Below are 26430 nucleotides of genomic sequence, written 5' to 3' on the forward strand. Positions count from 1 at the left end.
AATGAGGATTTTCGTCAAGAATTTTCTATCTATAGTTGATTCAAGACATCCGGATCAACGGGAGCATCGTAAAGGTCCTTTGGCGACGCCCGCTTCTTGACTTTGGGCCGCATGACATTGATTGCCACCGCATCCAGCATGTTCTTGATGTGCGCTGCATAAAACTTCTCGATCATCTCCACGCTGGTCCGGCAGTTCTTTGCGATCTGGTAAACGTCGGCACCTTCCATCAACCGCATGCAAATGTAGGTGTGGCGGAGGCTATAAGCTGTGCGTGGCTTGCCGTCGCGGTCGAGTTTCAACTCGCTCTTCTCCAATAGGCGATTGAATTGTCCGATGTGGTTGCCTGGAAACACGCGGTCAGTGGGCTTAGGAAACTCCGGCGGCGGCACCTGACGAGGATTTCGCTTGCGTGTCCGCTCTCGAGTTTTGCCCAGAGGAACGAATTTGGCGCGACCAAGCAGCCGTTCATAAGGAACGACGGCCATCGGCGTGCTCTTGCAATAACCGACACCGCGCTTGCCGCGCACCTCGATTTCAAGGATCCGCTCTCCAGCCCGCCCCTCCTCCACGATCGTCACGTCGCGATGTTGCAGGTTCTTGGCCTCGTCGGGGCGTAGCCCTGTGTTGCCGAGGAAGAGTACGTAGTCGTGTAGCTGCTCGGCATCCCATTTGTGCTGAGGCTGCGCCTCTTTGGCGTGGAGGCGCGTCGTTTCGAAAAGCCGCCGGTATTCCTCCGGGCTGAACCACGGCCGGTGAACGACCTTGCCCTGCGACTTATAGGGTGGCGAGAAGTCAGGAAGGTGAGCCAGCCACTCATGCCGGATGGCGGTTTTCAGAACCTGACGCAGCGTGACAATCTCATCATGGATTGTGCTGCGTGCAGGCGCCTTGCCCGTCCGCGAGGTTTCGATCCGATGCACGCGGTATTCCTGCGCTCTGCCCGGCGTAATCTCGGAAAGGGCCATGTTGCCGAAAAACGGCAACAGGTGAAGTCGGAGGCGATCACGATAGCCTGAGATCCACTTGGGGCTTCGCTGCCCTTCAGTAATGATCTCATACTCCTTCAAGAACTGGTCGGCCGCCTGCTTGAAGGTTTTCTCGTTCTTCAAAATGCCCGCCTTGGACTTGCCGCGTAGCGCCAGGAACCAGTCTTCAGCAGCTTGCTTGGCGAGAACGAGGTCGTCCTCGCCCGTGGTAGCGCGATATTGGCGGCCGTCGATGGACGCGGAGCAGTGCCAAGTACGGCCACTGCGCCTGTAGACCTGAACCATTCCTCCGAGCAGTTCGTGGCGGGACATTTCGCACCTCCTCAACTCAGGATAGCGCGAAAAAGGGAACCAGTCGAACTTTGTGCTAGCGTTGTGCTAGGCACTTTTCCAAAAGCGAAAGGGTTGGCCTTTCGACCAACCCTTTTATTTCATTTAGAAATTTGGTTGCGGGGATAGGATTTGAACCTATGACCTTCAGGTTATGAGCCTGACGAGCTACCGGGCTGCTCCACCCCGCGTTAAACACCTGCGCGCCTTCAGTTTAGTCCCGGGGACGATCGGTTGAGGCCTGCGCTGTTCGCGTGGCTTTTCTCGTCCGTCCCAAAGGCTTCCTTGGAAGGCAACCCCGGGCAAGCCCTCGGGTGCGGGGCGTATGTACCAACCCAAGCTGCCTTTGGAAAGGGCTGCGGGAACGTTTTTTTCGACTTTATGACAGGGGAATCGACCGATTTCCGCTGCGGTCCCTGCGCTCTTGCCAGAAGTTCCACAAAGGGCCAGCTTGCGGCAACAAGATGAGGGCCGAAACGCGCCCTCGAGGGAGATACGCCGTGGACAAATCCGCAACGAGCGCCCCGGTCCGAGCGCTGGAGGAGGCCTTCCACGCCATGGTCGCGCGGTCGCGGGACGAGCCGGCGCCCGGCCTTGCCGAGCGGCTCGACCGGCTGGCGCGGCTGCGCAGCGTCGTTGCCGACAACGAAGAGCGTTTCCGGCAGGCGATCTCGGCCGATTTCGGCCACCGCTCGGCGGTCGAGACCACCATTGCCGAGACCATGCTGCTGTATTCGGAGATCCGGCACGCCACAAAGCACCTGAAGGCCTGGATGGCGCCGCAGCGGGTAGCGACCGCGCTGCAATTCCTCCCTGCGCGCAACCGGCTGATGCCGCAGCCGCTCGGCGTCGTCGGCATCATCGCGCCGTGGAACTATCCGCTGCAGCTGACGCTGGCGCCCGCCATCGGCGCGCTCGCCGCCGGCAACCGCGTCCTGATCAAGCCGAGCGAGCTCACGCCGCATTTCGCAGGTCTGCTGAGAGAGACGATCGCCGCGAGGTTCGATGCGACGGAGCTGCTCGTCACCGGCATCGAGAGCGAGATCGCGCAAGACTTTGCGCGCCTGCCGCTCGATCATCTCGTGTTCACCGGCTCGACCCGGGTCGGGCGGCTGGTCGCGGAGGCCGCGGGGCGCAACCTGACGCCGGTCACGCTCGAGCTCGGCGGCAAGTCGCCTGCGATCATCGACGCCTCGGCCGATCTCGAGGAGGCCGCCGAGCGCATCGCCTACGGCAAGCTGCTCAATGCCGGGCAGACCTGCATCGCGCCGGATTATGTGCTGGTGCCCGAACCTGCATTGCAGGCCTTCGCCGAGAAGGTGCGCGCCCAGATGCGGCGGATGTTCGGCACCGATCCTTCGAACAAGGACTACACCTCGATCATCTCGGACCGGCACTATGCCCGGCTCGAGGGCCTCGTCGCGGACGCGGCGCAGCGCGGCGCAAAAATCCTGCAGCCGGCGAAGGCAGACGACCCGAACTGGAAGGCGCACCGCAAATTCCCGCCGACGCTGATCGTCGGCGCGACCGACGCGATGGCGGCGATGCAAGAGGAGATCTTCGGCCCGGTGCTTCCCGTGCTCGGGTATCGCGATCTCACCGAGGCCATCGCCTTCATCAACCATCGCGACCGGCCGCTTGCCCTCTATTGGTTCGGCAAGGACGGCGCCGCGCGCGACGAGGTGCTGGCGCGCACCGTCTCCGGCGGCGTCACCATCAACGACTGCCTGTTTCACTTCACGCAAATCAACCAGCCGATGGGCGGCGTCGGCGCATCCGGCACCGGCGCCTATCACGGCGAATGGGGCTTCCGCACGTTCAGCAAGCTGAAGCCGGTGTTCTACCGCTCCAAGTTCAACCGCCTCGCCGACCTCTATCCGCCCTATGGCGGCAAGATCGCGCGGCTGGAGAAATTGATGCGGTTCATGTCGTAGCTAACAGTCATTCTGGGGCGATGCGCAGCATCGAACCCGGAATCCATTCATCCGCATCAATGGTGGTGAGATGGATTCTCAGGTGCGCAATTGCGCACCATAGTTCGCGCTACGCGCGCCCCGGAATGACGAGAAAGAAAATGCAGGGGGAAACAAACATTGACTGACACATTCGATTTCGTCGTCGTGGGCGCGGGCTCAGGCGGCTGCACGGTGGCGGGGCGGCTGTCGGAGGATGCGGGGACATCCGTCGCGCTGCTCGATGCAGGCGGGCGAAACGACAGTTGGCGGATCACGACGCCATTCGGGCTCGCCCTGCCCTACCAGGCGGCCAATTGGGCGTTCGATACCGTGCCTCAAAAAGGGTTGAACGGCCGCATCGGCTATCAGCCGCGCGGCAAGGGTCTTGGCGGCTCCTCGGCGATCAACGCCATGGTCTACATCCGCGGCCACAAATCGGACTACGACCACTGGGCTTCGCTCGGCAACGCCGGCTGGTCGTTTGCGGACGTGCTGCCCTATTTCAAGGCTTCCGAGAACAATTCCGATTTCGACGGCGAGTATCACGGAAAGGGCGGCCCGCTGCATGTCAACCGGCTGCGCTCGGACAATCCGATCCACGATATCTTCCGTCAGGCCGCACGCGAGGCGCAGTTCCGCATCCGCGAGGACTTCAACGAAGACGACCACGAAGGGCTCGGCAGCTACCAGGCGACCCAGCACAATGGCGAGCGCTGGAGCGCGGCGCGCGCTTACGTGCAGCCCCACATGGATAAGCGCGCCAATCTGCGCGTCGAGACGGGCGCGCACGCCACGAAGATCCTGTTCGAGGGAGGGCGCGCGGTCGGCATCGAATATTTGCAGGGCAAACAGACGAAGCAGCTGCGCGCGCGCCGCGAGGTGATCCTCGCCGGCGGCGCCTTTCAGTCACCGCAATTGCTGATGCTGTCGGGCATCGGCGATGGCGAGGCACTCGGCAAGCACGGCATTGGCGTCGTCCATCATCTGCCGGGCGTCGGGCGCAATCTGCAGGACCACCCGGATTTCGTGTTCGTCTACGCCTCCGACTATCCGCACTTCGTTCACGCCTCGCTCGGCCGGCTGCCATCCCTGCTCCGCGCCATCCAGCAATATCGCCGCGAACGGCGCGGCCTGATGACCACCAATTTCGCCGAATGCGGTGGCTTCCTGAAGACCCGGCCCGATCTCGACGTGCCCGACATCCAGCTTCACTTCGTCATCGCGATGCTCGACGACCACGGCCGCAAGAAGCACAAGGAGGCGGGCTTCTCGTGTCACGTCTGCCTGTTGCGGCCGAAGAGTCGCGGCAGCGTCTGGCTGAAAAGCGCCGACCCGCTCGCAGCTCCCATGATCGATCCGAATTTCCTCGGCGAGGAAGAGGATGTCGAGAGGATGGTCGCAGGCTTCAAGACGACGCGCCGCCTGATGGAGACGCCGGCGCTGCGCGCGCTGCAGAAGAAGGACATGTTCACGGCCGACGTGCGAACCGACGACGACATCCGCAACATCCTGCGCGAGCGCGTCGACACCGTCTATCACCCCGTCGGCACCTGCAAGATGGGGACGGATGCGATGGCCGTGGTCGATCCGGCCTTGAAGGTGCACGGCGTCGAGGGATTGCGCGTCGTCGATGCCTCGATCATGCCGACGCTGATCGGCGGCAACACCAATGCGCCGACCATCATGATCGGGGAGAAGGCGGCGGATATGATACGGGGGGAGATGCGGGCGGGTTAGTCGCTGTTTCCGCTTTGTCGTTTCAGTGAGGCGCGAAACTGCCGCGTCATCCTCCGCTGTCGTCCCCGCGAAGGCGGGGACCGTCCGGGACGACAGCGGAGTGAAACTCGCTTGCCGAGTAATACGACGGCAGTCAATTCAGCAGGAAGCCCCCATCCACCGTCACCACACTCCCCGTCATGTACCGCGACGCCTGCGAGGCCAGCAGCAGGATCGCGCCGTCGAGATCGGACTCGGCGCCGACGCGGCGCTGCGGGATACGTTTGGCGAGACGCTCGCCTGCGGGCGTCGACCAGAAGGCGTGGTTCATCTCGGTGTCGATATAGCCGGGTGCGAGCGCGTTGATGCGGATGTTCTGTCCGGCGAGCTCCAGCGCCATCGCTTTCGTCGCCTGAATGATGCCGGCCTTGGAGATCGCGTAGGGCGACACCGCCTTCAAGACGCCGGTGCCGAGCACGGAAGCGATGTTGACGATGTTGCCCGACTGCTTGCGCGCGATCATGCGCCGCGCGATCTCGGTCGCCAGGAAATAGGCGCCCTTCAGATTGGCACCGATCACTGCGTCCCAATCGGCCTCGGTCTGCTCGGTCGCGAGCTTCTCGATGGCGATGCCGGCATTGTTGATCAGCACCGTGACGGGGCCTAGCGCCGCTTCTGCCGCATCCACGGCCGCGGCGATCGAGGCGATGTCGGTGACGTCGAGCGCGATGGCGGCGGCGCGGCCGCCCTTGCCGCGGATCTCCTCCTCCAGGCTCCTCAGCTTGTCGGTCTGCCGCGCGGCGAGCGCCACGGCCGCGCCATGGGCCGCCAGCACCCGGGCAAATTGCCGCCCCAGCCCCTGGCTCGCGCCGGTGACGAGGATGGTTTCTTTACTGACGTCGAATAGGTCTGACATTGGCACAACCCCTGGACTTTTGGAGGCATCAATACAGACGATTTTATCGATCTGAAACCGGAATGATCGGTTCGGCGTTCATTCGTTCCACCGAGGCAGGGCTTTGCTCATGAACAGTTTCGATCTCGCCGTCTATGCCGCGCTCGCCGTCGCGGTCGGCTTCGGCTTCAGGACCGGCCTGCTGCGCAGCGCCATGACCATCCTCGCCTATCTTCTCGCCGCACCGATCGCAGTTGCGCTGATGCCGCTGATCGCGCCGCAGATTGCAGGCAACCCGAATTCACCGCTGCTGCAGAACTGGATCTGGCTGTTCGGCATCTTCGTGGTGGTCGGCATGCTGTTCGGGCATATCGGCCGCATCGCGCTGAACGACACCATCGGCGAGGCCGGCATCGGCGACCGGCTCGGCGGCGCCGCGCTCGGCGCCATCAGGGTCGGCCTCGTCGCCACCACGCTGGTGCTGGTGTTCGACCAGATCGTGCCGGCCAACCGCCAGCCGCCGTTCCTCGCCGGTTCGCATCTGCGGCCGTTGTTCTCCACGGTCGGACAGATGGGCTTCAAGTCGCTGCCGCCGGAGGCGGCCTCCGCGATCGACCGCCTCAAGCAGGAGCAGCGCATCTGACGCGCGATAGGATCGCGCTTTGTTCTTTGGGCATGATCTTTCCCGAAAACCGCCAACACTTTTCCGAAACATGCCCGCGCATTTGCATCGCTGGCGCACGGTCGCATGCATTTTGATGCGGGCCCATCCCTTACCAGCCGCGCCACATTTGGCTAGAGTGCCGCCATCCAAACCTGCCTGCTATTTTCGGGAGTGAAACTGTGGATCTTGGGATCAAAGGTCGCCGCGCCATCGTCTGCGCATCCAGCAAGGGCCTCGGCCGTGCCTGCGCCATCTCGCTGGCGGAGGCCGGCGTTGACGTCACGCTGACCGCGCGCGGCACTGAGGCTTTGAAGAAGACGGCGGACGAGATCCGAAAAGCCCATCCTGATGTGAAGGTCACCGAGATCGTCGGCGACATCACGACGCCGGCGGGCCGCGAGGCCGTGCTGAAGGCCTGCCCCGAGCCCGACATCCTGATCAACAATGCCGGCGGCCCGCCGCCCGGCGATTTCCGCAACTGGACCCGCGACGACTGGATCAAGGCGATCGACGCCAACATGCTGACCCCGATCGAGCTGATCAAGGCGACGGTGGACGGTATGATGGCGCGCAAGTTCGGCCGCATCGTCAACATCACCTCGGCCGCGGTGAAGGCGCCGATCGACATCCTCGGCCTCTCCAACGGCGCCCGCGCCGGCCTCACCGGCTTCATCGCCGGCCTGTCGCGCAAGACGGTGATCAACAACGTCACCATCAACGGCCTGTTGCCGGGCCCGTTCGAGACCGATCGTCTGACCAGCACCGCGAAGGGCGAAGCCGACAAGCGTGGCATCACGCCGCAACAGGTCCTGGCCGAGCGCGCCAAGCTCAACCCCGCCGGCCGTTTCGGCCAGCCCGACGAGTTCGGCTATGCCTGCGCCTTCCTGTGCGGCGCCAAGGCCGGCTTCATCACGGGCCAGAACATTCTGCTGGATGGCGGCGCATTCCCGGGGACGCTCTGACGTCCCATCGCTCTCTCCCCGTCCTGCGGGGAGAGAGCACCTTGCAGGATCACCGCTGCTTGGTCGGCTCGTCTTCGTCCTGCTGACTCGGAGCGGAGGAATCGGCCGTCGTGCGCTCGCCGGTCCAGTCGATGCCGAATTCATCGAGCCCATCCGCGAGCAGGTCGCCCAGCATGGGTTCACCGAGCAGATAGTGCACGGTTTCGCGGCGCGGGCTGCGATATTCGGCACGCGCCTCCGCCGCGCGGGCGCGCAGATCGTCCCAATCGTCGATCGTGCCGTCGCCGCGACCGAGCCAGGTCAGCGCGACGAGATCGAGCTGCTCGTCCTCGTTCAACGCGATCATGAAGCCGCCGAGCTCCTGGACGACTGGATCGGAGCCGTCATCCTCGAGCACGTCGAGCGCATCGTCATCGCTCGGGTTCGAGCCGGAATCCGGATCGGAATCTCCCTCCTTGACGTCGAATTCGCGCGCCTTCTCGATGATGAAGGCGACCTTTTCAGCGGATATTGCAAGCTCTGGCATGGCTCCTCCTCCGGTTCCCGCGATAACGCCGTATCGCGTCAGATGATCCGTTGCACTCGATGGCGGAAAACCGCATGTTTCCGCACCAAAGCAAGAACATGGGAAGACGTCGGATGCAGTGGAAGGTGGGCAGGGTCAAAATCACGAAAGTGGTGGAATTGGAGACGGTCGGCTCGACCCGCTTCATCCTGCCGCTCGCGGGCCACGCAGAGATCCAGAAACTGCCCTGGCTGATGCCGCATTTCGCCACAGAGGAGGGACGGCTGAAGATGTCGATCCATTCGCTGGTGGTGGAGACGCCGACGCGCCGCATCGTGGTCGACACCGGGCTCGGCAACGACAAGCAGGGCCGCAACGTGCCGACCTGGAACAACCGCACCACGCCATTTCTGGAGACCATGGCTGCGGCCGGATTTGCTCCTGACAGCATCGACACGGTGCTGTGCACGCATCTTCACGTCGATCATGTCGGCTGGAATACGAAACTGGTCGATGGCCGATGGGTGCCGACCTTTGCGAACGCGCGCTACGTGTTCGGCAGGATCGAATACGAGCATTGGCGCGACCATTCGAAAGAGCCGGACAAGGCGGCGGTGTTCAATGATTCCGTGCAGCCGATCGTCGAGGCCGGCAAGGCCGACCTGATCGCGAGCGACCATCGGCTGTCGGACGAAATCAGCATGATCCCGACGCCGGGCCACAGCCCCGGCCATATGAGCATCCTGATCCAGTCGGATGGCGAGCAGGGCCTGCTCACCGGCGACGTTGCCCATCACCCCTGCCAGATGGCGCATCTCGACTGGTCCTCGACCGCCGATTCCGATCAGGCGCGATCGGCCGAAACACGGCGCGAATTGTTCGGCCGCTTTGCCGGCACACCGACATTGGTGATCGGCGGGCACTTCTCGGCCGGCCATATCCAGCGGGACGGGGACGCGTTCAGGTTCGTGGCGCTGGGATGATCCGGTGTCCCGGACGCGGTGCAGCGTGCAACGCTGCTCCGCAGAGCCGGGACCCAGAATGCCGCTGCATGGGCCCCGGCCCTGCGGCGCACCGCTTCGCGCTGCGCTGCGTCCGGGGCACGGGACTGGCCCCGCCTGCCGAATTTCGAGAGCTGCAATGCATCCCTTTTCGGCGGTTGAATTTCCCGCCGCCCTGTTCCATGAAGCTGTTAACCGATCGGTCCATTCCTAGGGAGAAACGAGAATGAAGCTTGTTCGCTATGGCGAGAAGGGTGCGGAAAAGCCCGGCCTGATCGACAAATCCGGCCAGTTGCGCGACCTGTCGGCCCATGTGAAGGACCTCACGGGCGAGGCCTATTCGCCTGAGAGCCTGAAGAAGCTGGCGGGGCTCGATCCCGCCTCGCTGCCCGCCGTCTCGGGCAAGCCGCGGTTCGGCGCTCCCGTCACCGGCATCTCGAAATTCGTCGCGATCGGCCTCAACTATTCCGACCACGCCAAGGAGACCGGCGCCGACATCCCGAGCGAGCCGATCATCTTCATGAAGGCCAACACCTCGCTGTCCGGCCCGAACGACGCCGTCGAGAAGCCGCGCGGCTCGACCAAGCTCGACTGGGAAGTCGAGATCGCCGCCATCATTGGCACCCGCGCCAAGTACGTCTCGGAAGCCGACGCGCTGAACCACGTCGCCGGCTATTGCGTCTGCAACGACGTCTCCGAGCGCGCCTTCCAGATCGAGCGCCTGGGACAGTGGACCAAGGGCAAGTCGCACGACACGTTCGGCCCGCTCGGACCGTGGCTCGCAACCAAGGACGAGATCAAGGACGTGCAGAACCTGTCGATGTGGCTCGACGTCAACGGCCAGCGCCGCCAGACCGGCTCGACCAAGACCATGATCTTCTCCATGGCCAAGTGCATCTCCTATGTCTCGCAGTTCATGACGCTGCTGCCCGGCGATGTCATCACGACGGGCACCCCGCCCGGCGTCGGCCTCGGCATGAAGCCGCCGACCTTCCTCAATGTCGGCGACGTCGTCACGCTCGGCATCGAGGGCCTCGGCGAGCAGAGGCAGGAGATCGTGGCGGCGTAAGCTGCGACCTCCGCCCTCATCCTGAGGAGCGCGCAACGCGCGCGTCTCGAAGGATGCGCCACAAGCACGGTCGCCCGGCGTTCGCGCCGGGTGACGAGAGAGCCCCGCCCGTTGCCCATCCTTCGAGACGCGCGCCAAGGGCGCGCTCCTCAGGATGAGGTCTGTATGTTTGGACAGAGGTCATCCCGATGAAACTCTCCTTCTCCCCCGCCTCGCCCTTCGCCCGCAAGGTGCGCATCGCCGCGATCGAGCTCGGGCTGATCGACAAGATCGAATTCACGCCGGCGACCGTCGCACCGGGCACAGTCAACGAGGACTATTCGAAGATTACGCCGCTGAAGAAGCTGCCGGTGCTGATCACCAATGATGGCGACGTCATTCTGGATTCCTACGTGATCGTCGAATATCTCAACGAGATGGCCGGCGGCAGCCTGATCCCGGACTACGGCCCGCGGCGCTGGAAGGCCAAAACCAATCACTCCCTGATCAACGGCATGCTCGATTCCATGCTGCTGTGCCGCTACGAGAAGATGGTGCGGCCGCAAGGCCTGCAATGGCAGGCATGGTCGGACGACCACTGGAACCGGGCCTGGACCGGCATGGCTCGCTTCGAGAACATGCCCGAGGTGCTGAACGGCCCGTTCGACATCTCGCAGATCGGCCTCGTCTGCGTGCTCGGCTATGCCGACTTCCGCTTCGCCGATTGCGGCTGGCGCAAGGCCTATCCGAAGCTCGACGCCTTCCACCAGAAGATGCTGGAGCGCCCCTCCGTGAAGATCTCGGTGCCGCCGGCGGCGTAGCGGGATGGGCCAGGAGAATGACGGTGCACGATCAATTCTCCCGGTTCACAATTCTCGGCGCGGGCCTTGTGCTCGCGCTGTCCATCTCAGCAACCCATCTACGGGCCGCGAGCACGCCGCCTGGACAACAAGGCCAGGCCTGCGGATCGCCGTCATCGATCGACGATGGTTGGGAGATCGCCTCGCCCGACAATGTCGGCATGGACGGCGCACAGCTTTGCACCATCGCGGCGCGGCTCACGCAGAGGTCAACCGCGGTCCACTCGATCGTCGTCGTCAGGCATGGCAAGCTCGTCTTCGAGCAATATTTTCCCGGCTACGACCAACCCTGGGGACAGCCCGACGGCCAGTACGCATTTAACGCAACGACGAAGCACGACATGCGTTCGGCATCCAAGAGCGTGACGTCGCTGCTGGTTGGAATCGCGATCGACCGCAAGCTGATCGCGGGTGTCGATGAGCCCGTCCTGAAATTCTTCCCCGACTACGCGGCAGTGAAGCAGCCGGGATGGGACGCCATCACACTGCGACATTTGCTGACGATGTCCTCCGGCTTCAAATGGGACGAGGCGCGGGACTGGACCGATCCGAAAAACGACGAGCCGCATCTCCTCACCGAGCCGGATCCGCTTGGCTACGTGTTGTCGCGACCAATCGCAGCTCCGCCCGATACGTTATGGGCCTATAGTGGCGGCAGCACAGAACTGCTCGGAAACATCGTCGAGCGCGCATCGAAGACGTCGCTGGAGGCGTTCGCGCGCGAGGTGCTGTTCCAACCGCTCGGTATTACCGATGTCGAATGGAAGAACTACAAGAACGGCAAGCTCGCGGCGGCCGCGGGGCTGCGCTTGCGGCCGCGCGATGCGGCCAAGATCGGCCAGCTCGTACTCAATCGCGGCCAGTGGAACGGCCAGCAAATCGTCTCGGCCGACTGGATCGCACAATCGATCACGCCACGTTTCCAAGCCGTAGGTTATTTCGGTGGCACGCTCTTCTACGGCTATCAATGGTGGATGGGTCGTTCGCTCGCCGGCGGCAGGGAGATCAACTGGGTTGCCGCGTTCGGCTGGGGCGGACAGCGCATTTTCATCGTGCCTGAGCTTGACTTCGTCATGATGACGACCGCCTCGCAATACGGCCAGCCGAAGGAGGGCCTGGCCGCGGTCGACATCCTCACCAATATCGTCATTCCATCCGTGCGCGACGCGCACTGATCACGAGGGAAGCAAGCATGAGTCTGAAGTTCTCGGTCGGCGATCTCACCATCCATCGCATCATCGAGCAGGAAACCTCGTTCGTCCCGGCGCTGGAGATGCTGCCGGGACTGACGCCTGAAGTGCTGGCCGAGAACCGGGCGTGGATGCGCGAGGCGAAGGCGCTGGACGAGCAGGACGTGCTGCTGCTGTGCTTCCAGTCCTACGTGGTGAAGACGCCGCACCACACCATTCTGGTCGACAGCTGCATCGGCAACGACAAGCCGCGCCCCAATCGGCCGAAATGGAACATGAAGACCGACGACACCTATTTGCGCGCGCTGGGTGCTGCCGGCTTCTCGCCTGGCGACATCGACTTCGTGATGTGCACGCATCTGCATGTCGACCACGTCGGCTGGAACACGCGGCTGGAGAACGGCCGCTGGGTGCCGACCTTCCCGAATGCGCGTTACGTCTTCGCCAGGCAGGAATTCGACCATTGGTCCGCGCAGAACGCGAAGGCGGAAGTCCCGCCTTTCGCCGACAGCGTGCTGCCGGTGGTCGAGGCGGGGCGCCACGAGCTGGTCGCCAATGATCATGTGATCGGCGACCATGTCCGCATCCTGCCGACGCCCGGTCACACGCCGGGCCATATCGCCATCACGATGGGCCGCGGCAAGGACGACGCCGTGTTCTCCGGCGATCTCATGCATTCACCGCTGCAGACGCTCTATCCGGAGCTGTCGATCAAGTTCGACGTCGACCCGGCCAAGGCGGCGACGACGCGGCGCAGCTTCCTGGAACGCTATTGCGACACCGAGACGCTGTGCTGCACGGCGCACTTCCCCTCTCCCTCGGTCGGCAAGATCCGGCGCAAGGGCGACGCGTTCGTATGTGAGGCGTTGTGATTGGCGTGGCTCGCGCCGCGAACTCCCATCCTCCCCTGGAGGGGGAGGATCGGTTCGCATGCAGCGAAGCACAATGCGAACCGAGGTGGGGTGACGGTCTCTCCGCTTCGTAAACTGCGCGCGTTGAGAGATCACCCCACCCCGCTCGCGCTTCGCGCGATCGCCCCTCCCCCTCCAGGGGAGGGTAAGAGAGGCTCAAGTGGAGGAAACGATGACCGCACTCCCCGACATCCCTGTCCCCGCCGGCATCCGCTCGCGTGACGTCGACGGCATCAACGGCTTGCGCATGCATGTGCTGGAAGCCGGGTTCGAGACCAAGGGCCGCCCCTGCATCCTCTTGCTGCACGGCTTTCCCGAGCTCGCCTTCTCCTGGCGCAAGGTGATGCCCGCGCTCGCTGCGGCCGGCTACCACGTGATTGCACCGGACCAGCGCGGCTATGGCCGCACCACCGGATGGAGCGCGGACTATGACGGCGACCTGGCCCCGTTCTCGCTCCTCAACCTGGTGCGCGACGCGCTCGCTTTGGTGTCGGCGTTCGGCTACAGGCAGGTCGATGTCGTCGGGCATGATTTCGGCAGCCCGGTCGCGGCCTGGTGTGCGCTGATCAGGCCCGACGTGTTTCGCTCGGTGACGATGATGAGCGCGCCGTTCGGCGGAGCGCCGCCGCTGCCATTCAACACGGTTGATACTCCCGCAAAGCCTCCGGTCGAAGACCCCGTTCATCGCGAGCTCGCCGCGCTGCCGCGTCCGCGCAAGCACTATCAATGGTACTATTCGACACGTCAGGCCAACGCCGACATGCAGCACGCGCCGCAGGGCGTGCACGATTTCCTGCGCGCCTATTACCATCACAAGAGTGCGGACTGGGCCGGCAACAAGCCGTATCCGCTCAAGTCGTGGTCCGCAGGCGAGCTCGCAAAGCTGCCGACCTACTACGTGATGGACGCCGGCGAGACCATGGCGGAGACCGTCGCCAAGGAGATGCCTTCGCCCGCCGCGATTGCCGCCAATCAATGGCTGCCCGACGGTGAGCTTGCCTATTACGCCGCCGAATATGGCCGCACCGGATTTCAGGGCGGCTTGCAATGGTACCGCTACGGCACGTCGGGCTCGCTCAACAGCGAGATGCAGCTGTTCTCCGGCCGCAGCATTGACGTGCCCTCTTGCTTCATCTCAGGCCAGCAGGATTGGGGCACCCATCAGCGACCCGGCGTGTTCGAGGCGATGCAGGGGCGCGGCTGCACGAAGATGCTCGGCTGCCATCTGGTCGACGGCGCCGGCCATTGGGTGCAACAGGAGCAGCCGGCCGAGGTCAGCCGATTGGTGTTGGACTTCTTGGCCGCGGCCCGCGCGGCCTGATTTGACCCGGGAACCGCGACACCCTATATAAATTAGAATAGTTCTAAACTGAGTTCAGGGCCGTCGTGAAGAATTTTGCCGATCTAACCGAGCGCGAGGTGCTTGCAGTCGCGATTTCCTCGGAGGAGGAAGACAGCCGCATCTACATGACCTTCGCCGAGGACTTGAAGGAGCGCTATCCGGACTCGGCCAAGCTGTTCGAGCAGATGGCCGAGGAGGAACGCGGCCACCGGCACATGTTGCTGGAATTATACGAGCAGCGCTTCGGCCCGCATCTGCCGCCGATCCGGCGCGAGGACGTCAAGGGATTCCTGCGCCGCCGTCCGGTCTGGCTCACCAAGAACCTGTCGCTCGATGCCATCCGCCGCGAAGTGGAGACCATGGAGATGCAGGCGGAGCGCTTCTACGTGAAGGCTGCCGAACAGGCCCAGGACGTCGGCGTGCGCCGCCTGCTCGGCGATCTCGCCGAAGCCGAGAAAGGTCACGAGGAGACAGCCGCAAAGCTGACGGGCGAGATCCTGAGTTCCGACGTCCGCGCCGAGGAGGATCGCACCAACCGCCGCATGTTCGTGCTGCAATATGTGCAGCCCGGTCTTGCCGGCCTCATGGACGGCTCGGTCTCGACGCTGGCGCCGCTGTTCGCGGCCGCTTTCGCCACCCACCAGAATTGGCAGACGTTCCTGGTTGGTCTTGCCGCCTCGATCGGCGCCGGCATCAGCATGGGCTTTGCGGAGGCGCTGTCGGACGACGGCTCGCTGACGGGGCGCGGCTCGCCCTGGCTGCGCGGCGTCACCTGCGGCGCGATGACGACGCTCGGCGGGCTCGGCCACACCGCGCCTTATCTCGTGCCGGACAGCTGGGCCAATGCGTTCTGGATCGCAACGGCCATCGCCTGCGTGGTCGTGTTCTTCGAATTGTGGGCGATCGCCTTCATCCGCTCGCGCTACATGGACACGCCGTTCCTCCAGGCGGTGTTCCAGATCGTGCTCGGCGGCGCGATCGTGCTCGCGGTGGGGATATTGATCGGGGCGGCGTAGGAATCACACACCCACTTTCATGCCCCGGCTTGACCGGGTGATGACAGCGAGTTCTTTACTCCGTCCGCTTCGGACCTGCCCACACATCAATCGCGATCAAACAACCGTTGCGGCCTTCGGCCAGACTGCGCATCATCGCCTGACAATAAGAACAGGAGAAGCGCCGTGGCCAAGTCGCAATGGAGTTTCAAGAGCGCAGTCGAGCTGTCGAACGCGCTGAGCACCAAGAAGGTCTCCGCGGTCGAACTCGCCAGGGACGCGATCGAGCGCATCGAACGGCACGACGGCAAGATCAACGCGATCTGCGTGCGGGATTTCGAGCGCGGGCTCAGTGCCGCGCGCGAGGCGGACGCCGCCTTGGCGCGCGGCGAGCGCAAGCCGCTGCTCGGCCTTCCCGTCACGGTAAAGGAATCCTACAACGTAGCCGGCCTGCCGACGACCTGGGGCTGGACGCCGCAGAAGGATTTCAGGCCGGCGGAGGATGCGCTGTCGATCAGCCGGGTCAAGAATGCCGGCGGCGTCATTCTCGGCAAGACCAACGTTCCCGTCGGGCTCGGAGACTGGCAGAGCTACAACGACATCTACGGCACGACGAACAATCCGTTCGATCTCGGCCGCACGCCTGGCGGCTCATCGGGCGGCTCGTCGGCCGCGCTTGCAGCCGGCTACGGATCACTCTCGCTCGGCTCCGACATCGGCGGCTCGCTGCGCGTGCCGGCCTTCCATTGCGGGGTCTATGCACACAAGCCGACCTACAATCTCTGCCCGACGCGCGGCCATACGCCGCCGCCATTTCCCGCGATCCCGATGGAGCGCGATATGGCGGTGATCGGCCCCATGGCCCGGAGCGCCGCCGATCTGACGCTGCTGCTGGACGTGATGGCCGGCCCCGATCCGCTCGACCTCGGCGTCGGCTACAAGCTCGCACTGCCGGAGGCGCGCCATGCCGGGCTGAAAGATTTCCGCCTGCTGGTGATCGACAGCCATCCGCTGCTGCCCGCGAATGCCGAGATCCGCGGCGCGATTGAAAAGCTGGCCGGGCAACTGACGCAGGCCGGCGCGAATGTCGCGCGCGAAAGCCCGCTGTTTCCGGACTTCCGGGAGGCTTCACGCCTCTACATGCGCATGCTGATGGGCTTTCTCGGTGCGTTCTTTCCGCCGGACATTCTCGCCGGCGCACGTGCCGGCGCGGCCCAGCTCTCGCCCGAGGACAAGAGCCTTGCGGCCGAGCGGCTGCGCGGCATGACCTCCAGCCATCAGGCCTGGGTGTTCGACGAGGGCGCACGCGCCGGACTGCGCGCGCAATGGCGGCATCTGTTCAGGACGTTCGACGCGGTGATCTGCCCGATCATGCCGACCCCGGCCTATCCGCACGATCATTCCCCGGAGCAGGAGAAGCGCCGGATCAATATCGACGGCAAGGATCATGCCTATCCGGACCAGCTTGCCTGGCCCGGCATCGCCACGCTGACGGGCCTGCCGGCCACGGCGATCCCGCTCGGCCTGTCGAAGGACGGCCTGCCGGTCGGCGTCCAGATCATCGGACCGTTCCTCGAGGATCGCACGCCGCTCAAGCTCGCCGAGCTGATCGAACGCGAATTCGGCGGGTTCGTGCCGCCGCCATTGTTCAATGATTAGCGCTTCCGTCATTGCGAGGAGCGAAGCGACGAAGCAATCCAGACTGCATCCACGGAGACATTCCTGGATTGCTTCGCTACGCTCGCAATGACGGCTTGGAATGCAGGATCGCCCGGTCGAGCCGGGCGATGACACCTTCCGTGAGGTTGCGTTAACGAGTATCAGCGCTCAGCTGTCGAACACGATCACGCTGCGCAGCGTCTTGCCGGCCTTCATGTTGGCGAAGCCCTCGTTGATCTCCGAGAGCTTCAGCTTGGCCGAGATCCAGTCCTCGAGGTGCAGCCGTCCCCGCAGGTAGAAATCGACCAGCCTCGGCATGTCGACGCGAAAGTGGTTCGAGCCCATCGACGAGCCCTGGATGCGGCGCTCCCTGAGGAAATCGAAGCCGTGCAGCTCGATCTTCTGGCCGAAGGGGATCATGCCGACGATGGTGGCGGTGCCGCCGGAAGCGAGCATGCCGAAGGCCTGCTCGGCGGTCTCCTTGCGGCCGAGCACCTCGAAGGAATGATGCACGCCGCCATTGGTGAGATCGCGCACCTGTTTCACCACGTCGCCATCGGCGGGATTGATGATGTCGGTGGCGCCCAGCTTGGTGGCGAGCTGGAGCTTTGCCGGGTTGGTGTCGATGGCAATGATGCGGCCGGCGCCGGCGATCTGCGCGCCGTTGATCGCGGCCATGCCGACGCCGCCGCAGCCGATCACCGCGACGGTCTCGCCGGCCGTCACCTTCGCCGTGTTCACCACCGCGCCGTAGCCGGTGATGACGCCGCAGCCGATCAGCGCGGCGAGATCGAGCGGCATTTCTTTCCTGATTTTGACGATGGCGTTTTCGTGCACCAGCATCTGCTCGGCGAAGGAGGACAGGTTGAGGAACTGGTGCAGCTTCTCCTGCCTGTTCCACTGCATCCGGTTCGAAGCGCCCGGCAGCAACTTCACTGTGGTGTCGGTGCAGAGCACCGTGCGGCCGGTGGTGCAATTGTCGCAGGTGCCGCAGAACACGGACAGGCAGGTGACGACGTGGTCGCCCGGCTTGACGTAAGTGACATCGGAGCCGACCTGCTCGACCACGCCGGCGGATTCATGCCCGAGCACCGCCGGCAGCGGATGCGGATAGAGGCCTTCCATGAAGTGCAGGTCTGAGTGGCAGAGGCCGGCGACCGATGTGCGGATCAGGACCTCGCGCGGGCCGGGCTTCGGCAGGCTGACATCCTCGATGACCAGCGGCTTGTTGACTTCATAGAGGACGGCGGCCTTCATCGAGCACTCCCTGTCGCGTTTCTTTGGTTGAGCTTGAAGCGCAGCCTACGCCGTCAGAACCAGTTCGCCAACCTCGCTCATGCCGGCGTCACGATCGCCGAGCAGCAATGCAGCGATCTTCGCCTGCGCGGCATTTTCCGTCAGCCGGAACGGATCGCCCGGCGACACCCGATGATCGATCACGAGGCGCGACAGCAGCAGCCGCCGCGCATCGCCGCGCATCTCGTGGATGCGGTGTGCCTCCCAAGCGAGCGCCACCGCACTGGCAACGTGATAGAGCAGGCTGGTCGCACGACGCGCATCGGCTTCGTTCTCCGATTTCGCCGCAACCTCGCGCGCGAAGCCGACCGCGCGATCGACGAGACCACGCAGCCTGTCGCGCCAGGCCTGCGGCACCGACGCGCTGTCGGCGAGCCGCGCATGCAGATCGGCGGCGAGCGCGGTTTCCGCGCCATGGCGGCCGACCGCGCGCCGCAGCGCGTCGATCGCGACGATGTTGCCGGTGCCTTCCCAGACCGAGCCGAGATGCGCATCGCGCAGCAGGCGGGGCGTGGCGAATTCCTCGATATAGCCGATGCCGCCGCGCATCTCGAGCGCATCGCCGCAGACCTTTCGCGCATCGCGCGTGGCGCGGAATTTCAGCGTCGGGGTGAGGATGCGCAGCAGGGCCGCCGCATCCTGGCTGCCGGCCTCGGCGCGGTCGAGCGCATCGGCGGTGAGGAAGCTCATCGACAGCGCCTGCTCGACCGGCAGCATGATCTTCAGCATCTGCCGCCGCCCCAGCGGCAGGTCGATGATGCGGCTGCCGAACACCACGCGGTTCTTGGCCACCGTCATGGCGTCGTGATAGGCGCGGCGCATCAGGGCGGTGGATTTGACGCCGTTGGAGAGCCGCGAGGAGTTCACCATCTCGGCCATCTGCACGAAGCCGCGGTCGAGCTTGCCGACGGCATAGGCGATGGCGCCTTCGAGCTTGATCTCGCCTGAGGCCATCGAGCGGGTGCCGAGCTTGTCCTTCAGACGCACGATCCGGTAGTGGTTTTGCGATCCGTCGTCGAGGAAGCGCGGCATCAGGAACAGGCCGACGCCGCGCGTGCCGGGGCCGGCGCCTTCGGGCCGCGCCAGCAGCATCACGACCTTCGCATCCGCATTAGAGCAGAACCATTTTTCGCCATAGAGGCGCCAATGGTCGCCCTCCTGCACCGCACGCGTCGTCAGCGTGCCGACATCGGAGCCGCCTTCCTTCTCGGTCATGAACTGGCCTCCTTGCGTCAGCTTGCTCATGTCGGTCGAGGTCAGGCCGTCGAGATATTTCGCCTTCAACGCCTCGCTGCCGAAATTCGCCAGCAGTTTTGCGCAGCCGTCGGTGACGTTGATCGGGCACCCCAGGCCGAATTCGGTCTGGTTGAACAGGAAGGTGAAGGCGTGCTTGGCGGCCACGGGATATTTGTCCGGCCAGCCCATGATGCCCTTGCGGATCGAGAGTGCGTGGATGCCGAACTCGCCGAACGCGGCATCTTCCAGCTCCCGATAGGCCGGATGGTATTCGATCGACTGCATGTCGCGGCCGAACTTGTCGCGCTGGTGCAGGATAGGCGTGTGCCGGTCGGCGAGGCGCGCGCATTCGTCGAGCCGGCCGCCGGCAAGCTCGCCGAGGCGATCGAGATGCGGCTCGATGTGACGGAACAGATTCTCCGGCAGATGGATGCGCAGCAGATCCGTCAGCGCCGGATCGGCGCGGTAGAAATTCATGCCGGTGGTATCCGGCGCCAGCAGGCCAGAGGGCTCGGCCGCGGCGTTTTCCGACTGTGCTGAGACCGGCTTGTGCATGATCGTCCTCTATCGTTTCCGCCTTGCGGACATTTTGCGCTGATTTGGCGCTTGCCGCTTGAGATGATGTCGATCATGCTCCAGCCGCGGAGTGCGATAAAGCCGCAAATTGTCAGGGCGGCATGATCGCCGCGACGGAGCAATTCGCTCTGCGGAATTGTGATCGCGCCGGCTGGTTGTTCGCGCGGCCCATGCATAGATCAACGGCTCCAGTCCTGAAGAGATCACGCCATGGAACATCCGAAATACAAGATCGCCCTCATCGTCGGCGCCGGCGAGGGCCTGAGTGCCTCATTGGCGCGATTGCTTGCCGCGCAAGGCATTCGCGTCGCACTGGCGGCGCGAAAGATCGAGAAGCTCGGCGCGCTCTGTAGCGAGACCGGCGCGAAAGCCTATGCCTGCAACGCCACCGATCCTGACGAGGTCGAGCGGCTGTTCGGCCTCGTCGAGCGCGAGATCGGCACGCCGGATCTCGTGGTCTACAACGCCAGCGGCCGCACCCGCGGGCCGTTCGTCGACCTGGTCCCGGCCGATGTCGCACAGGCGATCGCGGTCAGCGCCTATGGCGGCTTCCTGGTGGCGCAACAGGCGGCCAAGCGCATGCTGCCGAACAAGCACGGCGCGATCCTGTTCACCGGCGCCTCCGCCAGCGTCAAGGGCTACGCGCAGTCCGCCTCCTTCGCGATGGGCAAGTTCGCGCTGCGCGGCCTCGCCCAGAGCCTGGCGCGCGAATTGTCGCCGCAGGGTATTCATGTCGCGCATTTCGTGATCGACGGCGGCATCCGCAGCGCCGCACGGACGGAGCCCGATGACAAGCCGGACTCGATGCTCGATCCCGATGCGATCGCGCAGAGCTATTGGAACGTGCTGCAGCAGCCGCGCAGCGCCTGGAGCTGGGAGCTCGAGCTGCGGCCCTGGGTGGAGAAGTTTTGAAGGCGGAATGCCTTAGGGTAGGCAAAGACCCATCGCGCCGTGCCCACGATCTCACGCATGCGGACAAAGGTGGTGGGCAAGCTTCGCTTCGCCCACTCTATGAGAGCAGGGAGAAACAATGACCACGGAAACCAACGTCGATACCGGCACCAACGAGCTCCTCTGTACGATCCGCGACCGGGTCGCAATCATCACGCTGAACCGGCCGGAGGCGCGCAATTCGCTGTCGGACGCGCTGACACCGGCGCTGCGCGCGATGATCCGGAGCTGCGGCGAAGACCGCAACGTCGGCGCGCTCTTGATCACCGGCGCGGGCGAGGCGTTCTGCGCCGGCGGCAACGTCAAGGGCATGGGCGCGCATCGCGACCCGAAGAAGCTGGAGATGTCGCTGGAGGAGAGGATCGCCGATCTCCAGGAGCGGCAGCGGCTGCTGACGGGCGCGCTGGTGTCGGTGCGCAAGCCGACCATCGCCGCCCTGCCCGGCCCCGCGGTCGGCGCCGGGCTCGCGATCGCCATGGCCTGCGACATCCGCATCGCCGCGCAATCGGCCTTCGTCGCCACCGGCTATGCCCGCATCGCACTGTCAGGCGATTATGGCATCGCCTGGCTGCTCACCCGCCTCGTCGGCACCGCGCGGGCGCGCGAATTGATGTTCACCGGCGACCGCGTCGACGCCGCGCGCGCCGAGACAATCGGCCTCGTCAATCGGGTGGTGCCCGACGACAAACTGCAGGGCGAGGCTTTCGCGCTGGCCAAATCGCTCGCCGAAGGCCCACGCCTCGCGCTGCGCTACATGAAGGACAATCTGGACGAGGCCGTGTTGTTCGATTTCGAGACCGCGCGCGACCACGAAGCCGAGCGGCTGGTGCGCCTGACCACGACCGCCGACCACAAGGAAGCCGTGCAGGCGTTCCTCGAGAAGCGGAAGCCGGTGTTCGCGGGGAAGTAGGGACGTCGCAAGCCTCCGACCGTCACTCTGAGAGCTTGTGATCCTATGGGTCGCGAGCTCTCAGGATAACGGGATGCGTCAGTGGGCGCGACGCGGTGCGACTTCGCGCTTTATCCGAGCGACTTCATCTGGATTAGCGAGAAGCTCCAGAGCCCGTTCACTTAGAAACCCGCCATCGCATGGTCCGAACATCGCATCGATTCGGCCGCGGTAGACAACCCGTTTGGTGGTGGCCTCCGCCGCCTTCGACGGATCGGCAAACGTGTTAGGATAAGCCGCCACACCAACAAACTTGCCAGGCAGCCAATCTGCTGTTGCTTTCCTGCCGGCGCAGCTGCCATCGCACCATCTTTCGCTGATGACGAAAGCTTTTCGATCTCTCGCGGCCGTGAATAGGCGCCCCTTCAGGATTTCGACGTGATCGAAGATGAGCAGACTGGTTGGGATATTCGTCTTGCTGATATCGGAGAGATCGCGCGCAGAAACGACGCGGCCGCGAAATATGATTGGTGCCCGCTCAAGCCGATAGATACTCCAGCGATCTTCGCTATTGCGGCGTTTTTGTTCAGCGGAGACTTCATCACTGGCAGCCGATTGGGACCAGATGCCCGGCGGAATCGGGCAGTCCAGTGCTTCCACCCTCCGCGGAGAGGCGAGCAGACTCAGCAGCAACAGCGGGAGGATGACAACACGCATATGACGAGAGGTTTTCCAGGTCTCTGGCGAACAAAGAACGGCCGGATCGACCTTTTCCACGAAGCTAGAGGGCGGCCGCGCGTTTGACAATCGGCTGATCCGCGCAAGTAGAGCCGGGCCGGCGACGCCATTCAGCATGAGCGCAAAAAAACGCCCGGCGCTGGATGACCAGGCCGGGCGTCTCAGTGGTGTCAGGCCGAGGCTGAGGGGCTATCGGCCTGACGGGAAAGGGCGGCGAGGCGCCAGCTGGCGCAGGGGATGTCTTTCGGCGCGACTGCGATTTCCTTGTCGAAACGCACCAGCTTCCAGTCGTCAGGATGATTGACGAAGGTGAAGCCGGATTTGCGCGCGAGCGAGACCATGGTCTCATTGGAGCGCAGCGTGTCGCCGAACATGTGCTCGGCGCCGAGCGCAGCCGCGCGGCATTCGAGATTCTTCATCAGCGCGGTGGCGATGCCGTGGCCCTGCCAGCGATCGTCGACCGACAGCCCGAATTCCAACGTCGCGGTTTCGGCATGCAAAGCATAGCGCGCTTCGGCGACGATGGTCTCGAAGCCGTCGACCATCATGGTCGCGACGACGGTGAAACGATCGCGCTCGCCAACCTCGAGGAAGTCATGCAGCAGCCCTTTCGGCAGCTCGCTGATGGCGCCGAAGAAGCGGTTGTAGCGGGAGCGGGTCGAGAGCGAGCGGAAATAGTGCTGGAGCTCGTCAGTGTCGCGCGGCTCGACGAAGCGGACGTCGAGCGCCGTGCCGTCGCGGGTGCGCAGCGTGTCCGAATATTGCTTGAGGTCTTCGAGGCGTAGCGCGCTCATGACACGAACCCTTCACAAAAAGGGACCGCCGGCGCCCCTGTCGTCAGGCGGCGCCGGCCCGGCGGCCAATCAGGCCCGCCAGAAGGGTTTGTCCGCCTCGAAGGCGATGTCGCTCCAGGACAGTCCGACGTCCTGGAGATCACGCGCGGTCCATTGGGTGAGCTCGCGCCTGGTCCGGTAGCGCTCGTGCCAGACGTGGAGGATCTCACCGACCTGCGCAATCAGGCCGGGCGCATGATGATTTGTCATCGAGTTGTGGGTCAAAGTAGACATTTTCAGCTCCTAGAGCTAACCTGACCGCTAATATCTGCCTCTCGTTGCACTGCGACAAACGACAATTTGTACCCGTTCGCATGAAATAACGTCATGTATCCTGCTGCCAAATGACTGCCAGATTGCCGTCCCTGAACGGATTGCGGGCGTTTGAGGCCGCCGCGCGCCATCTCAGCTTCACGCTGGCGGCGAGCGAGCTGAACGTGACGCAGACCGCGATCAGCCATCAGATCCGCAGGCTCGAGGAGGAGCTCGGCATCCGCCTGTTCATCCGGCAGAACCGCGCGCTGGCGCTGACGCCGGAGGCGCGCGACTACCTCCCGGGGGTGCGCGCTGCCTTCAACGATTTGCGCCTCGCCACCGACCGGCTGCTGCGCAAGGACGACGACAAGGTGCTGACGGTCTCGACCCTGGCCTCACTGGCCGCGAAATGGCTGCTGCCGCGGTTGACCGATTTCCAGGAGCAGCATCCCGGCATCGACGTGCGCATCACCACCTCGACCAGCCTGGTCGACTTCCAACGCGACAATGTCGATGCGGCGATCCGCTATGGCCGCGGCCAATGGCCGGGCCTGCGCGCCGACTGGCTGATGGCGGACGAGCTGTTTCCGGTGTGCAGCCCGTCCCTGCTGCGCGGCGACAAGCCGCTGCGCCGGCCTGAAGACCTCCGAAACCATCCGCTGCTGCACACGTCCAACGCCAATAGCGATGACTGGCGGCTCTGGCTGACCGCGGCGGGCCTGCCGGCCGATATCGCGCGGCATCCCGGCATCACCTTCGACATGATTTTCATGACCATCCAGGCCGCGATCGACGGCATCGGCGTCGCGATGGGGCGCACCTCCTACGTCCAGGACGACATCGCCAAGGGCCGGCTCGTCGTGCCCTTCAAGATTGCGCTGCCGGCCGACGCCGGCTTCTACCTGGTTGCGCCGGAGGGGCGCCGCGATGCACCGAAGCTGACCGCGTTCCGCCAATGGCTGATTGCTGCAACGCAAAATAAGACCTGAAAAATCAGCAGCTTCCTCCGCAAAACGGATTGACTCGCCCCGTCTCGCGCGGGAAGGGGTAGGACAGATTGTCGCAGCCTCTGTCGCCTTGCCGTGAGATGATGTCCCGGTCCGGCCACGCCTATCCAAGGGAGCAACGCCATGGCTGGACCAGCCACATCAACCAATCCGCCCGCCATCAAGTCGCGCATCGGCGCGATCCTGCGCGCCACGAGCGGCAATTTCCTCGAGCAGTTCGACTTCTTCCTGTTCGGCTTCTATGCCGCCGCGATAGGCAAGGCGTTCTTCCCCTCGACCAACGAGACGGCGTCGCTGCTCAACACGTTCGGCGTGTTCTGGCTCGGCGCCCTGATGCGGCCCGTCGGTGCGATCGTGCTCGGGGCTTACATCGACCGCATCGGCCGCCGCCAGGGCCTGATCGTCACGCTCGGGATCATGGCTATCGGCACCGTCGTCATCGCGTTCTGTCCGAGCTATGCGACCATCGGCATCGCCGCGCCCGTTATCGTGCTGATCGGCCGCCTGCTGCAAGGCTTCTCCGCCGGCGTCGAGCTCGGCGGCGTGTCGGTGTATCTCGCGGAGATCTCGACGCCCGGCAACCGCGGCTTCTACACCTCGTTCCAGTCGTCGAGCCAGCAGGTCGCGATCTTCGTGGCCTCGATCCTCGGCTACCTCCTGTCCGAGGTGATGCCGGCCGACACCGTCGCCGCCTGGGGCTGGCGCATTCCCTTCTTCGTCGGCTGCCTGATCACTCCCTTGATCTTCGTCCTGCGACGGACGCTGGAGGAAACGCCGGCCTTCCTCGCCATGAAAAAGCATCCGACCGCCAGCGAAGTGTTCGCCTCCGCGCTCGCCAACTGGCGCATCGTGCTGCTCGGCATGATGATCGCGATCCTGACCACGACGACGTTCTACTTCGTCACGGTGTACACGCCGACCTTCGGCAAGACCGTGCTGAAGCTGTCGACGCAGGATGCGCTGCTGGTGACGCTGCTCGTCGCCGTCACCAACTTCTTCTGGAATCCGGTCGGCGGCGCGCTGTCCGACCGCATCGGCCGCAAGCCGGTGCTGATCACCATCGCCTGCCTGTCGCTGGCGACCGCCTATCCGGCGCTGCACTGGCTGGTGGCGGCGCCGACCTTCGGCAAGCTGCTCGCGGTCGAGATGATGTTCTCGTTCTATTTCGGCGTCTATAGCGGCACCATGCTCGGCGCGCTGGTCGAGATCGTGCCGGCGCATGTGCGCACCACCTGCTTCTCGCTTGCGTTTGCGCTCGCCGCCGCCCTGTTCGGCACTTTCACGCCGTTCGCCTCGACCTGGCTGATCGAGCGCACCGGCGACAAGGCCTCGCCCGGCTTCTGGCTGATGCTCGCCGCCCTGCTCGGCATCATCGCGGCTTCGACCGTGTATCGCGGCGGCGGCAAGGCGGTGCCGACGTATGATGCGGTGCCGGAGCCGGTTGCGGGGCATTAATGGTTTGTCTTCACCTCTCCCCGCTTGCGGGGAGAGGTCGGAATGCGCGCGAAGCGCGGATTCCGGGTGAGGGGGTACAGGTCCATCGGCAATCTCGCGTGCGGAGAGAGGCCCCTCACCCCACCCCTCTCCCCGTAAGAACGGGGCGAGGGAGCGCAGCTCCCGCGCAGTG

Annotated in this window: 24 protein-coding genes and 1 tRNA gene; 16 read left to right on the forward strand and 9 right to left on the reverse strand. The window is 64.4% G+C overall.

What is annotated here, in order from left to right; genetic code table 11:
- Positions 1 to 29: 29 nt before the first annotated feature.
- Both UNPF46_RS12000 and UNPF46_RS12005 read right to left on the reverse strand, forming a co-directional pair.
- Positions 30 to 1301 carry a tyrosine-type recombinase/integrase gene (locus UNPF46_RS12000; RefSeq protein WP_181769900.1) on the reverse strand — a complete coding sequence of 424 codons (1272 nt, stop codon included), beginning with the start codon at positions 1299 to 1301 and terminating at the stop codon, positions 30 to 32.
- A 132-nt stretch (positions 1302 to 1433) separates the two neighbouring features.
- Positions 1434 to 1510 (reverse strand) — tRNA-Met (locus UNPF46_RS12005).
- A 273-nt stretch (positions 1511 to 1783) separates the two neighbouring features.
- Here UNPF46_RS12005 and UNPF46_RS12010 point away from each other — a divergent pair.
- Both UNPF46_RS12010 and UNPF46_RS12015 read left to right on the forward strand, forming a co-directional pair.
- The gene (locus tag UNPF46_RS12010) at positions 1784 to 3253 is read left to right on the forward strand and encodes a coniferyl aldehyde dehydrogenase (protein WP_142250150.1); all 1470 of its coding nucleotides are present in this window, start codon (positions 1784 to 1786) and stop codon (positions 3251 to 3253) included.
- A 159-nt stretch (positions 3254 to 3412) separates the two neighbouring features.
- On the forward strand, positions 3413 to 5011 hold the full coding sequence (locus tag UNPF46_RS12015; RefSeq protein WP_142250151.1) for a GMC family oxidoreductase: 1599 nt from the start codon (positions 3413 to 3415) through the stop codon (positions 5009 to 5011).
- A gap of 133 nt (positions 5012 to 5144) precedes the next feature.
- On the opposite strand, the gene UNPF46_RS12020 is transcribed toward UNPF46_RS12015, so the two are convergent.
- Positions 5145 to 5906, reverse strand: coding sequence for an SDR family NAD(P)-dependent oxidoreductase (locus UNPF46_RS12020; protein WP_142250152.1), 762 nt, complete (start codon positions 5904 to 5906; stop codon positions 5145 to 5147).
- 109 nt (positions 5907 to 6015) lie between these two features.
- Here UNPF46_RS12020 and UNPF46_RS12025 point away from each other — a divergent pair, with 109 nt between their 5' ends.
- Both UNPF46_RS12025 and UNPF46_RS12030 read left to right on the forward strand, forming a co-directional pair.
- Complete coding sequence (locus UNPF46_RS12025; RefSeq protein ID WP_142250153.1) at positions 6016 to 6528, forward strand: CvpA family protein; 513 nt, start codon at positions 6016 to 6018, stop codon at positions 6526 to 6528.
- A gap of 200 nt (positions 6529 to 6728) precedes the next feature.
- A complete protein-coding gene (locus UNPF46_RS12030) occupies positions 6729 to 7511 on the forward strand; it encodes an SDR family oxidoreductase (protein WP_100175153.1) in 783 nt (260 codons plus the stop codon).
- Positions 7512 to 7560: 49 nt separating this feature from the next.
- Here UNPF46_RS12030 and UNPF46_RS12035 read toward each other — a convergent pair whose 3' ends face one another.
- Complete coding sequence (locus UNPF46_RS12035) at positions 7561 to 8037, reverse strand: DUF3775 domain-containing protein (RefSeq protein WP_100175152.1); 477 nt, start codon at positions 8035 to 8037, stop codon at positions 7561 to 7563.
- 113 nt (positions 8038 to 8150) lie between these two features.
- On the opposite strand from UNPF46_RS12035, the gene UNPF46_RS12040 reads away from it, so the two are divergent.
- The 8 genes from UNPF46_RS12040 to UNPF46_RS12075 all read left to right on the forward strand — a co-directional run bounded on the left by UNPF46_RS12040 (position 8151) and on the right by UNPF46_RS12075 (position 17022).
- A complete protein-coding gene (locus tag UNPF46_RS12040; RefSeq protein ID WP_181769901.1) occupies positions 8151 to 8999 on the forward strand; it encodes an MBL fold metallo-hydrolase in 849 nt (282 codons plus the stop codon).
- Between the two features lie 244 nt (positions 9000 to 9243).
- Positions 9244 to 10086, forward strand: coding sequence for a fumarylacetoacetate hydrolase family protein (locus tag UNPF46_RS12045; RefSeq protein WP_100175151.1), 843 nt, complete (start codon positions 9244 to 9246; stop codon positions 10084 to 10086).
- 188 nt (positions 10087 to 10274) lie between these two features.
- On the forward strand, positions 10275 to 10886 hold the full coding sequence (locus tag UNPF46_RS12050; RefSeq protein WP_100175150.1) for a glutathione S-transferase family protein: 612 nt from the start codon (positions 10275 to 10277) through the stop codon (positions 10884 to 10886).
- Entirely contained in the window at positions 10790 to 12100 is a 1311-nt protein-coding gene (locus UNPF46_RS12055; protein ID WP_246668638.1) for a serine hydrolase domain-containing protein, read from the forward strand. Before UNPF46_RS12050 ends, UNPF46_RS12055 begins: the two co-directional genes overlap by 97 nt.
- Before the next feature lie 17 nt (positions 12101 to 12117).
- Positions 12118 to 12987: an MBL fold metallo-hydrolase gene (locus UNPF46_RS12060; RefSeq protein ID WP_142250154.1), complete on the forward strand. Its 870-nt coding sequence runs from the start codon at positions 12118 to 12120 to the stop codon at positions 12985 to 12987.
- 211 nt (positions 12988 to 13198) lie between these two features.
- Positions 13199 to 14347: an alpha/beta hydrolase gene (locus tag UNPF46_RS12065; protein WP_181769902.1), complete on the forward strand. Its 1149-nt coding sequence runs from the start codon at positions 13199 to 13201 to the stop codon at positions 14345 to 14347.
- Positions 14348 to 14412: 65 nt separating this feature from the next.
- Positions 14413 to 15384 (forward strand): iron exporter MbfA, encoded by a 972-nt coding sequence (gene mbfA, locus UNPF46_RS12070; RefSeq protein WP_142250156.1) that lies wholly within the window; start codon positions 14413 to 14415, stop codon positions 15382 to 15384.
- Between the two features lie 165 nt (positions 15385 to 15549).
- Complete coding sequence (locus tag UNPF46_RS12075; protein ID WP_142250157.1) at positions 15550 to 17022, forward strand: amidase; 1473 nt, start codon at positions 15550 to 15552, stop codon at positions 17020 to 17022.
- A 168-nt stretch (positions 17023 to 17190) separates the two neighbouring features.
- Here the strand turns inward: UNPF46_RS12075 and UNPF46_RS12080 are convergent, their stop codons facing one another.
- Together UNPF46_RS12080 and UNPF46_RS12085 are read right to left on the reverse strand one after the other, a co-directional pair.
- Entirely contained in the window at positions 17191 to 18279 is a 1089-nt protein-coding gene (locus UNPF46_RS12080) for a Zn-dependent alcohol dehydrogenase (protein WP_097662194.1), read from the reverse strand.
- A gap of 45 nt (positions 18280 to 18324) precedes the next feature.
- Complete coding sequence (locus UNPF46_RS12085) at positions 18325 to 20109, reverse strand: acyl-CoA dehydrogenase family protein (protein ID WP_142250158.1); 1785 nt, start codon at positions 20107 to 20109, stop codon at positions 18325 to 18327.
- Between the two features lie 231 nt (positions 20110 to 20340).
- Here UNPF46_RS12085 and UNPF46_RS12090 point away from each other — a divergent pair, with 231 nt between their 5' ends.
- The gene (locus UNPF46_RS12090) at positions 20341 to 21042 is read left to right on the forward strand and encodes an SDR family oxidoreductase (RefSeq protein ID WP_142250159.1); all 702 of its coding nucleotides are present in this window, start codon (positions 20341 to 20343) and stop codon (positions 21040 to 21042) included.
- 118 nt (positions 21043 to 21160) lie between these two features.
- Positions 21161 to 21991 carry an enoyl-CoA hydratase gene (locus UNPF46_RS12095; protein WP_142250160.1) on the forward strand — a complete coding sequence of 277 codons (831 nt, stop codon included), beginning with the start codon at positions 21161 to 21163 and terminating at the stop codon, positions 21989 to 21991.
- 78 nt (positions 21992 to 22069) lie between these two features.
- Here UNPF46_RS12095 and UNPF46_RS12100 read toward each other — a convergent pair whose 3' ends face one another.
- The 3 genes from UNPF46_RS12100 to UNPF46_RS12110 form a co-directional block, all read right to left on the reverse strand.
- Positions 22070 to 22825, reverse strand: coding sequence for a hypothetical protein (locus tag UNPF46_RS12100; protein ID WP_142250161.1), 756 nt, complete (start codon positions 22823 to 22825; stop codon positions 22070 to 22072).
- Between the two features lie 53 nt (positions 22826 to 22878).
- A complete protein-coding gene (locus tag UNPF46_RS12105; RefSeq protein WP_142250162.1) occupies positions 22879 to 23502 on the reverse strand; it encodes a GNAT family N-acetyltransferase in 624 nt (207 codons plus the stop codon).
- 69 nt (positions 23503 to 23571) lie between these two features.
- Complete coding sequence (locus UNPF46_RS12110) at positions 23572 to 23775, reverse strand: DUF1127 domain-containing protein (RefSeq protein ID WP_142250163.1); 204 nt, start codon at positions 23773 to 23775, stop codon at positions 23572 to 23574.
- Between the two features lie 110 nt (positions 23776 to 23885).
- Here UNPF46_RS12110 and UNPF46_RS12115 point away from each other — a divergent pair, with 110 nt between their 5' ends.
- Together UNPF46_RS12115 and UNPF46_RS12120 are read left to right on the forward strand one after the other, a co-directional pair.
- Positions 23886 to 24785 carry a transcriptional regulator GcvA gene (locus tag UNPF46_RS12115; protein WP_100175138.1) on the forward strand — a complete coding sequence of 300 codons (900 nt, stop codon included), beginning with the start codon at positions 23886 to 23888 and terminating at the stop codon, positions 24783 to 24785.
- A gap of 141 nt (positions 24786 to 24926) precedes the next feature.
- Positions 24927 to 26258: an MFS transporter gene (locus UNPF46_RS12120; RefSeq protein WP_142250164.1), complete on the forward strand. Its 1332-nt coding sequence runs from the start codon at positions 24927 to 24929 to the stop codon at positions 26256 to 26258.
- Positions 26259 to 26430: the final 172 nt, after the last annotated feature.

The organism is Bradyrhizobium sp. UNPF46, from assembly GCF_006658625.1.
Classification (GTDB): domain Bacteria; phylum Pseudomonadota; class Alphaproteobacteria; order Rhizobiales; family Xanthobacteraceae; genus Bradyrhizobium; species Bradyrhizobium nitroreducens.

Coding starts and splice junctions, on each gene's coding strand:
- UNPF46_RS12000 (WP_181769900.1), bottom strand. CDS start 1,301: ATGTCCCGCCACGAACTGCTCGGAGGAATGGTTCAGGTCTACAGGCGC.
- UNPF46_RS12010 (WP_142250150.1), top strand. CDS start 1,784: ATGAGGGCCGAAACGCGCCCTCGAGGGAGATACGCCGTGGACAAATCC.
- UNPF46_RS12020 (WP_142250152.1), bottom strand. CDS start 5,906: ATGTCAGACCTATTCGACGTCAGTAAAGAAACCATCCTCGTCACCGGC.
- UNPF46_RS12025 (WP_142250153.1), top strand. CDS start 6,016: ATGAACAGTTTCGATCTCGCCGTCTATGCCGCGCTCGCCGTCGCGGTC.
- UNPF46_RS12035 (WP_100175152.1), bottom strand. CDS start 8,037: ATGCCAGAGCTTGCAATATCCGCTGAAAAGGTCGCCTTCATCATCGAG.
- UNPF46_RS12040 (WP_181769901.1), top strand. CDS start 8,151: ATGCAGTGGAAGGTGGGCAGGGTCAAAATCACGAAAGTGGTGGAATTG.
- UNPF46_RS12045 (WP_100175151.1), top strand. CDS start 9,244: ATGAAGCTTGTTCGCTATGGCGAGAAGGGTGCGGAAAAGCCCGGCCTG.
- UNPF46_RS12050 (WP_100175150.1), top strand. CDS start 10,275: ATGAAACTCTCCTTCTCCCCCGCCTCGCCCTTCGCCCGCAAGGTGCGC.
- UNPF46_RS12060 (WP_142250154.1), top strand. CDS start 12,118: ATGAGTCTGAAGTTCTCGGTCGGCGATCTCACCATCCATCGCATCATC.
- UNPF46_RS12065 (WP_181769902.1), top strand. CDS start 13,199: ATGACCGCACTCCCCGACATCCCTGTCCCCGCCGGCATCCGCTCGCGT.
- UNPF46_RS12080 (WP_097662194.1), bottom strand. CDS start 18,279: ATGAAGGCCGCCGTCCTCTATGAAGTCAACAAGCCGCTGGTCATCGAG.
- UNPF46_RS12085 (WP_142250158.1), bottom strand. CDS start 20,109: ATGCACAAGCCGGTCTCAGCACAGTCGGAAAACGCCGCGGCCGAGCCC.
- UNPF46_RS12090 (WP_142250159.1), top strand. CDS start 20,341: ATGGAACATCCGAAATACAAGATCGCCCTCATCGTCGGCGCCGGCGAG.
- UNPF46_RS12095 (WP_142250160.1), top strand. CDS start 21,161: ATGACCACGGAAACCAACGTCGATACCGGCACCAACGAGCTCCTCTGT.
- UNPF46_RS12100 (WP_142250161.1), bottom strand. CDS start 22,825: ATGCTGAATGGCGTCGCCGGCCCGGCTCTACTTGCGCGGATCAGCCGA.
- UNPF46_RS12105 (WP_142250162.1), bottom strand. CDS start 23,502: ATGAGCGCGCTACGCCTCGAAGACCTCAAGCAATATTCGGACACGCTG.
- UNPF46_RS12110 (WP_142250163.1), bottom strand. CDS start 23,775: ATGTCTACTTTGACCCACAACTCGATGACAAATCATCATGCGCCCGGC.
- UNPF46_RS12115 (WP_100175138.1), top strand. CDS start 23,886: ATGACTGCCAGATTGCCGTCCCTGAACGGATTGCGGGCGTTTGAGGCC.
- UNPF46_RS12120 (WP_142250164.1), top strand. CDS start 24,927: ATGGCTGGACCAGCCACATCAACCAATCCGCCCGCCATCAAGTCGCGC.